The sequence below is a fragment of the uncultured Amnibacterium sp. genome, from assembly GCF_964244015.1.
Taxonomy (GTDB): Bacteria; Actinomycetota; Actinomycetes; order Actinomycetales; family Microbacteriaceae; genus Amnibacterium.
Genome location: NZ_CAXTHO010000098.1, coordinates 1 through 7,748, shown reverse-complemented (window position 1 = coordinate 7,748; position 7,748 = coordinate 1). Strand labels below are relative to the sequence as shown.

The 7,748-nt window shown below is 72.3% G+C and carries 10 protein-coding genes; 7 read left to right on the top strand and 3 right to left on the bottom strand.

All coding sequences use genetic code 11. The annotated features are described in order from the left end of the window. On the top strand, positions 1 to 1,005 hold a 1,005-nt coding region (locus ACFE67_RS11240; RefSeq protein WP_375406968.1), incomplete at its 5' end, for an aldo/keto reductase. Between the two features lie 31 nt (positions 1,006 to 1,036). Here ACFE67_RS11240 and ACFE67_RS11235 read toward each other — a convergent pair. The 3 genes from ACFE67_RS11235 to ACFE67_RS11225 all read right to left on the bottom strand — a co-directional run bounded on the left by ACFE67_RS11235 (position 1,037) and on the right by ACFE67_RS11225 (position 2,447). Next, entirely contained in the window at positions 1,037 to 1,819 is a 783-nt protein-coding gene (locus ACFE67_RS11235; RefSeq protein WP_375406967.1) for an MBL fold metallo-hydrolase, read from the bottom strand. Positions 1,820 to 1,945: 126 nt separating this feature from the next. After that, positions 1,946 to 2,275 carry a hypothetical protein gene (locus ACFE67_RS11230; RefSeq protein ID WP_375406966.1) on the bottom strand — a complete coding sequence of 110 codons (330 nt, stop codon included), beginning with the start codon at positions 2,273 to 2,275 and terminating at the stop codon, positions 1,946 to 1,948. A 28-nt stretch (positions 2,276 to 2,303) separates the two neighbouring features. Further along, positions 2,304 to 2,447: a hypothetical protein gene (locus ACFE67_RS11225; RefSeq protein WP_375406965.1), complete on the bottom strand. Its 144-nt coding sequence runs from the start codon at positions 2,445 to 2,447 to the stop codon at positions 2,304 to 2,306. A gap of 121 nt (positions 2,448 to 2,568) precedes the next feature. Here ACFE67_RS11225 and ACFE67_RS11220 point away from each other — a divergent pair, with 121 nt between their 5' ends. From ACFE67_RS11220 to ACFE67_RS11195, 6 genes are all read left to right on the top strand, one after another. Then, positions 2,569 to 3,681: a LuxR C-terminal-related transcriptional regulator gene (locus tag ACFE67_RS11220; protein WP_375406964.1), complete on the top strand. Its 1,113-nt coding sequence runs from the start codon at positions 2,569 to 2,571 to the stop codon at positions 3,679 to 3,681. A gap of 100 nt (positions 3,682 to 3,781) precedes the next feature. Further along, positions 3,782 to 4,642, top strand: a complete 861-nt coding sequence (locus ACFE67_RS11215) for a class II fructose-bisphosphate aldolase (RefSeq protein WP_375406963.1) — start codon at positions 3,782 to 3,784, stop codon at positions 4,640 to 4,642. Next, a complete protein-coding gene (locus tag ACFE67_RS11210; RefSeq protein ID WP_375406962.1) occupies positions 4,636 to 5,487 on the top strand; it encodes an HAD-IA family hydrolase in 852 nt (283 codons plus the stop codon). The genes ACFE67_RS11215 and ACFE67_RS11210 overlap by 7 nt, the downstream gene beginning before the upstream one ends. Next, positions 5,484 to 6,146, top strand: coding sequence for a dihydroxyacetone kinase subunit DhaL (gene dhaL / locus ACFE67_RS11205; protein WP_375406961.1), 663 nt, complete (start codon positions 5,484 to 5,486; stop codon positions 6,144 to 6,146). Before ACFE67_RS11210 ends, dhaL begins: the two co-directional genes overlap by 4 nt. 44 nt (positions 6,147 to 6,190) lie before the next feature. Next, positions 6,191 to 7,186, top strand: a complete 996-nt coding sequence (dhaK, locus tag ACFE67_RS11200) for a dihydroxyacetone kinase subunit DhaK (RefSeq protein ID WP_375406960.1) — start codon at positions 6,191 to 6,193, stop codon at positions 7,184 to 7,186. Positions 7,187 to 7,275: 89 nt separating this feature from the next. Further along, positions 7,276 to 7,748: DUF2461 family protein (locus ACFE67_RS11195; RefSeq protein ID WP_375406959.1), on the top strand; the 473-nt coding region annotated here is incomplete at its 3' end.

The following is a 7,748-nucleotide window of genomic DNA, read 5'->3' as shown; positions in this document are numbered from 1 at the left end:
GAGCGGGTTGTCCTCTCCATGCAGCACCGCGTACTCGGACAGCAGGGCCTCACGGTCTCCGCGATCGGCCTCGGAACGATGGGCATGACCATGGCCTACGGGCCGGGCGGCGACCGGGAGGACAGCATCGCGACCATCCGGCGGGCGCATGAGCTCGGCGTCACGTTCTTCGACACGGCCGAGCTCTACGGCATGGGGACCGGCTCGAACGAGCAGATCGTGGGCGACGCGGTCGCGCCGTTCCGTGACGAGGTCGTGATCGCGACGAAGTTCGGCTTCCGTTTCGAGCAGGGACGACCGAGCGGTGCCGACAGCCGGCCCGAGCACATCCGCGAGGTCGCCGAGAACAGCCTCCGCTATCTGAAGACCGACGTGATCGACGTGCTCTACCAGCACCGGGTGGACCCCGACGTGCCGATCGAGGACGTCGCCGGCGCCGTCAAGGCCCTCATCGACGAGGGCAAGGTCCGCTTCTTCGGCTTGAGCGAGGCCGGGCCGCAGACCATCCGCCGCGCCCACGCGGTGCAGCCGGTGGCCGTGCTGCAGACCGAGTACTCGGTGTTCGAGCGGCAGGTCGAGGCCGACGTGCTACCGGTCGTGCGGGAGCTCGGCATCGGATTCGTGCCCTATTCGCCGCTCGGTCGCGGCTTCCTCACCGGGGATGTGAAGCCGGCGGAGGAGTACGACGAGGGTGATTTCCGTCGCACGAACCCGCGGTTCCAGGGTGAGCACTACACGAAGAACAAGGACGCGATCGACCGGTTGAGCGAGCTGGCGACGTCGAAGGGCATCACGACGCCGCAGCTGGCGCTCGCCTGGCTGCTCGCGCAGGGCGACGACATCGCGCCGATCCCCGGCACCCGCAACCAGCAGCGGCTCGAGGAGAACCTCGGTGCCGCCGACGTCACGCTGACGGCGGAGGATCTGCAGCGCATCCAGGAGATCGTGCCGACCGGTGCGTTCGGCGCCCGCTACGCCGAGGGCAGCGTTCCGGTCTGGACCTGATCCGCTGCGGTCGGCTCCGGCGCGCGGCGGGTCACCCGGCGCGGTTGTCGATCACGAAGTCGTCGAAGACGTGCCGCCCCGGCGCACCGATCGCGGCGTGCGCGGCGGCGCGGACGACCGCCAGCCGATCCGGACCCAGTTGCAGCGGCGGCTCGTCCGGCTGCTCGATCGTGCCCGCCGGGTAGTCGACGCCGGGCTGCGTCGTCATCTCGATGTGGCAGCCGACGACCGCCGTGACCTCGCGCTCCCCGGTGAACGCGACGAGGCGGTCGAGGGTTACTGCGAACGCGACGTCGTCGTCGACGTACAGCCGGCCGGGGTACACGGTGTCGCCCGTCAGCAGCCAGCCCGTCGCCGGATCGAAGATCGTGATCGCAGCCGGATGGTGACCGGGTGTCTTCAGCACCTCGAGCGGTCGGCCGCCGAGGTCGAAGCGCCACCCGTCGGGCCCGAAGCACGCGGCGACCGCGGCCGCGTCGTGGCCGACGATCGTGGTGTCCGGCCGATCCGCCAGCTGCTGGTCGCCGGCGACGTGGTCGTCGTGGGGATGCGAGTGCGCGACGACGAGCGGGTAGCGACCCGTGATCTCATGGCGCTCCAGCCAGGTGTCCACGAGGTGGTCGACGGTGGCGCGCAGCGGGAAGTCCTCCGGGTCCGCCTCCGCTCCGGTGTCGAGCAGCAGCGCCCGCTCGGTGCCGAGCAGGAGGAAGAGGAACGGCGCCTCGTGATGCACCGACTTGCCCTGCCGCAGGACGACGGTGTCCGGGCCGTGCCACTGGACCCGGAGCGCGGGATCGTCGCTGCCGGAGGCCACGGCGCCCACGCTAACGGGGCGGCTGCGAGGCCCGCCGCCCGAGCCGAAGCGGGTGTTCGACGAAGCAGGACTACCCAGGCCTTCGGACCTCGAGCGCGCCGCACGCTGGAGGGGTCGAGCGAGGCGCTACTCCAGCTCGTCGGGGCTCGGGAGGTAGACGAGGTTCCCGTCGGCGTCGTACGTCGTGCTGCCGGTCGCGTCGCGGAAGAGCACCGGGATCGCACCCGTCTCGTACTGCAGCAGCCGCGGCGCGGGCGTCGCGCCCCCGGACGCCCGCAGCGCCTCCGCCTCCGCCCGGAAGTGCGTCCGGACGTCCTCCGCGGCGCGGGCGTTCAGGTGCCAGTTGTCCGTGTAGGCGGGCAGGTTGCCGTAGCGCTGCCGCAGGTAGTGCCGGATGCGCTTCTGGTCGATGCCCAGGTCGCGCTCGAGGTCCGAGGGAGTCGTGTCGTCGGCCACGACCGCGAGTGTATTTGCTCGTCCGCGCTCAGCGTCCGAGCATCAGGAGGAACGGGATCGCGCTGACGCCCGCGATCACGGCGCCGACGACGGTCGAGAGGACGCGCTGACGGACGACGGCGCGCGGTCGGGCGCGGGGGTCGACGAGCACGAGGACAGGGGATGCGGGCATGGGGAGGCCTTGGGGGAGGCGGAAGCCGGATCGGGTGGTCCGGCTGCCCGAACGATCCCGCGGCGAGCGCTGTGGGCGCAAGTCCCCGTACGGGTGAGCAGCGCGACGTAGGGTGTGCCCGATGTCGACCCTCGTGGGCGGCCGCGACGATGCGGCGGACCGGGCCGGTGGCGCCCGCGCGGGCTACCGGCTCGATCGTGCTGTCGCCGACATCTACGGCGACCTGCGGCTGGATCCGGTGCTCGACCACCTGCTCTCGCAGACGACGCGGATCACGGGCTCGCCCTTCGGCGCGGTGTCGGTCGTCGACGCGGCCGCCGGCCGGTACACGAAGGCAGCGGAGCACGGCATCGCCTGCCAGATCGGCAGCAGCTTCCCGCTCGACGAGGGGGCGACGGGCCGGGCGTTCGCGATGCGCCGCCCGATCGTGGTCGCCGACTACGCCGAGCTGCCGGGTGGGCACCTGCCGAAGGCGGGCCCCTCGATGCACCGCGCCGCGGTCGCGGTGCCCGTGTGGTGGCGTGACGACGTGATCGCGGTGAACGTCGCGTTCCTCGACCCGGGAGCGGGATGCACGGTCGAGGTCGTCGACGACATCGAGGCGCTCAGCCAGACCGCGTCCTCGGCGATCCTCAGCAGCGGTCGCCGTGATCCCACGTTGGCCGGCGCGCTGCTGCGCCGCATCCGGGAGCGCGGCGCGGTCGCGACGGTCACGGAGGCGGGTCGGCCCGTGCTGCGATCGGACGCGGTGGTGGGCGCGGCAGCGGACGTGGTGCTCGCCGTCGACGCGGCCCATCCGGTCGACGGCGAGCTGCATGTGGCGCTGATCCACCACCCGGACGGCGTGCGACTGCTGGTGCAGCGCCCCCTGCTGGGCGGCGCCAGCACGCCCGCGCTGCTGACGGCGCTCCGAGGCGCGCTCGCCGACCGCGTCGACGGGATCGTCGTCGTCGAGGAGGTGCCCGGCTGGGGCCTCGCGGTGCACGCCGACCTGCGCGATCCGCAGGTCGCGCCGCCTCCGCCCCGCAGCGCCTCCCCGCTGACGCCGCGCGAGCGCGAGGTGCTGGCGCTCGTGCGCCGCGGCGGCTCGGACCGGGAGATCGCGGCACGGCTCGCGGTGTCGCCGAAGACCGTGGAGAAGCACGTCGCCGCGCTGCTGCGGAAGACCGGTTCGCCGAACCGGACCGCCGCGGTCGCCGCCGCTGCCGCGTTCGGCTGGAACGACCTCGACTGAACCCGCCGCGTGGTGGGGGATTTCCCCCATACCGATCGCCTGCGCACCGTCCTTCACTGGAAGCGCGCGGGCTCGGCCCGCAGCTCGAGAAGGAGGCGCCGTGCCCGTCGTGCCGATGACGGAGCTGCTCGACCGGGCGCAGGCGGAGGCCTACGGGATCCCGGCGATCAACATCCTGAACGACCTCTCCATCGAGGCGGTGCTCGCGGCAGCGGAGCAGGAGCGGTCGCCCGTCATCCTGCAGACCTCGGTCAAGACGGTCAAGCAGTACGGCGCGAACCAGCTGTTCGGCATCTTCTCCGCGCTCGCGGACGGCGTGACGGTACCCGTCGCCCTGCACCTCGACCACTGCCCCGAGCGGGCGGTGATCACCACCTGTCTCGCCGCAGGGTGGGGCTCGGTGCTGTTCGATGCCCACGACCTGGACGTGGAGGAGAACCGCAGGCAGACCGTCGAGGTCGTCGCGGAGGCGCGAGCGGCGGGCGCGGACGTGGAGGGGGAGATCGAAGCGATCCAGGGGAAGGAGGACGGTCTCGGCTCGGACGACGCGTCGAAGCAGCACTCCCTCGACGTCGCGGTCGACTTCATCCGCACCACCGGCATCGACTGCTTCGCGCCCGCGATCGGGAACGCGCACGGCCGGTACGCGCAGGCGCCGACGCTCGACGCGCAGCGGATCAGCGACCTGGTCGCGGCGACCGGCGTGCCGCAGGCGCTGCACGGCGGTACCGGGCTGTCGGACGAGCAGTTCCAGGACCTGATCGCCCGCGGCTGCGCGAAGGTGAACATCTCCACCGGCCTCAAGGAGGCGTTCATGCGGTCGGGCTGGGAGTTCCTCCGGGGTGCCGCCGAGCGCGACGTCTGGGACCCGCCGTCGCTGTTCGCCGTGCAGCGCCAGGCCGTGCTCGACATGGCGGCGCACCACATGCGGGTCTTCGGCAGCACGGGGAGGGCATGGTGAGCGCCCTCGTCCTCGACTGCGACGGGGTGCTCGCCGACACGGAGCGCTTCGGGCACCTGCCCGCCTTCAATGCGACGTTCGAGCGCTTCGGGCTGCCGGTGCGCTGGAGCGAGACCGACTACGCCGAGAAGCTGCGGATCGGCGGCGGCAAGGAGCGGATGGCGAGCCTCTTCGGCGACGCCGCGTTCGTCGCTGCCGCGCGCATCCCCGACGACCCCGACGGCCGCGCGGCGCTGCTCGCCGACTGGCACCGGGAGAAGACGGCACGGTTCACGGCGCTGGTGCAGGCCGGCGCGCTGCCGGGTCGTCCCGGGATCCGCCGCGTCGTGACCGACGCCCTCGCGGCGGGCTGGCAGGTGGCCGTGGCCTCCACCTCCGCCGAGGCGTCCGTCCGCGCGGTGCTCGCGCACGCGGTCGGCGACACCGCGGCCGCCCGCATCCCGGTCTTCGCGGGCGACGTCGTGCCCGCGAAGAAGCCGGACCCGGCTGTCTACCTGCTCGCGGTCGAGCGGCTCGGGCTCGATCCGGCCGACACGCTCGTGATCGAGGACTCCCGCAACGGCCTGCTCGCGGCGACCCGGGCGGGGCTCGCCTGCCTGGTGACCGTGAACGGGTACACGCGGGACGAGGGCTTCGCGGAGGCGGCGCTCGTCGTCTCCGAGCTGGGGGATCCGGAGGGGGATCCGATCGCCGTGCTCGCGGATCCGCTCGGCATCGACCCCGGGCACGAGATCGTGCTCGGCGATCTGCGCCGGCTGCTCGCCGCCCGCGCCGCCTCACCGCACACCGCCTCACTGCACACCGCCGACGAGAACACCGCCGCTGCGACGAAGGAGTCCGCATGACCGACACCTCCCTGCCCGACACGACCCCGTCCACCTCCGTGCCGACGACGGAGCGGGTCGTCCGCACGATCGCGGAGACCGCGATCGAGCACGAGCAGTACTTCGGCGACCTCGACTCGGTCGTCGGCGACGGCGACTTCGGCTACTCGCTGGCCCGCGGCTTCGAGAAGCTGCTGGAGGGCTGGGACGACCTGGACCGGTCGACGCCCGGCGCCTTTCTGAAGCGCAGCGGCATGGTCATCACCTCCCGGATCGGCGGCACCTCCGGTCCGATCTGGGGCACCGGCTTCCTCCGCGCGGGGATGACCGCCGGCGTCGACGAGGTGATCACGCCCGACCGGCTGGTGGCGATGCTGCGCGCCGGCGTGGAGGGGATCATGGCGCGGGGCGGTGCGAGCCTCGGCGACAAGACCCTGCTGGACTCGCTGGTGCCGTTCATCGACGCGCTCGAGCGCGGCTTCGCCGCGGGTGATCCGCCGGCCGACGTGCTGGCCGCCGCGGCGGTCGCGTGCCGCACGGCCGCCGACGGGACCGCCGACCTGGTCGCGAAGCGCGGGCGGGCGGCCTACACGGGCGAACGCAGCAGGGGCTCCGTCGATGCCGGCGCCACCGCCCTCGCCGTGCTGGCCGAGCGCCTCGCCGTCGTCTGGCGCTCCTGACCCCCGACCCGACCCCTCCCGACTCCCAGAAGGAAGTGCCCGTCATGAAGAAGTTCGTCAACGACCCGAAGCGGTTCGTGCCCGAGATGCTGGAGGGCATCGCGCTCGCGAATCCGGACACCCTGAAGTACGTGCCCGAGTACAACCTGATCATGCGGGCCGACGCCCCGCTCGCGGACAAGGTCGCGATCGTGCAGGGCTCGGGCTCGGGCCACGAGCCGGCCCACGTGATGATCGTCGGCAAGGGCATGCTCGACGCCGCGTGCCCGGGCGACGTGTTCGCCGCCCCGCCGATGGACTACGTGTACGAGACCACGAAGCTGCTCGCCAACCCGAAGGGCGTCCTGCTGCTCGTGAACAACTACACCGGCGACCGGATGGCGTTCGACATGGGCCGCGAGATGGCCGAGTCGGAGGGCATCAAGGTCGCGGTGCTGACCATCGACGACGACGTCGCGGTGAAGGACTCGACGTACACGGTCGGTCGCCGCGGCGTCGCCGGCAACTTCTTCGTCATCAAGGCCGTCGGCGCTGCGGCGGAGCAGGGTGCCGACCTGGACGAGGTCATCCGGATCGGTCAGAAGGTGAACAGCGTCACCCGCACGATGGGCGTCGCGCTGACGGCCTGCACGCCGCCCGCGAAGGGGTCGCCGCTGTTCGAGCTGGGCGAGGACGAGATCGAGTTCGGCGTCGGGATCCACGGTGAGCCGGGTCGGGAGCGCCGGACGTTGACGAGCGCGGACGAGATCGTCGACGACCTGCTCGACGCGATCGTCCCCGACCTGCCGTATGCGAGCGGCGACCGGGTGGCCCTCATGGTCAACGGCCTCGGCGGCACCCCGATCAGCGAGCTGTACATCCTGTTCCGGCACGCGCACGAGGTGCTGGCGGACAAGGGCATCACGGTCGCTCGCAGCTACGTGAACGAGTACTGCACCTCGCTCGACATGGCGGGCGCCTCCATCACGCTCGTCCGGCTCGACGACGAGATCGAGCAGCTGCTCGACGCCCCGGCCGAGGCGGCGATCCGGGTCTTCTGATCCGTGCGGTGAGGTCCCGGGCACCCCCGCTGCTCGGGACCTCACTCCACGTCCGGATCGTGATTCCATCGCACGTCACACTTGCGGTCGTGCCCAAAACCCCGCCCTCCCTGCCCGAGCTGTCCGAGGACGCCCCGGTGTTCACGCGCGCGGCGCCGGCCTTCTTCCGCGAGCTCGAGCAGCACAACGATCGCCAGTTCTTCACCAGCCACCGCGACCGCTACGACGAGGTGATCCGGGTGCCGATGGAGGCGCTGCTCGCGCACGCGGAGGAGCGCTGGGGGACCGGTCGCGTGATGCGGCCGAATCGCGATGTGCGCTTCAGCGCGGACAAGGCGCCGTACCGCCTGTCCGCCTCCATGTGGGCGAGCGGAGGCACCGCGGGCGTCTACCTGCAGGTGGCGCAGGGGGGCCTCGAGCTCGGCGGCGGCCTGTACGAGCCGTCGCGTGATCAGCTGGCGCGTGGGCGCGCGGTGATCGCCCGGGGTGGACGGGCGCCTGACGCGTTGCGGGAAGCCCTCGACGCGCTGACGGGCTCGGGTTTCGAGATCGCCGGACCGTC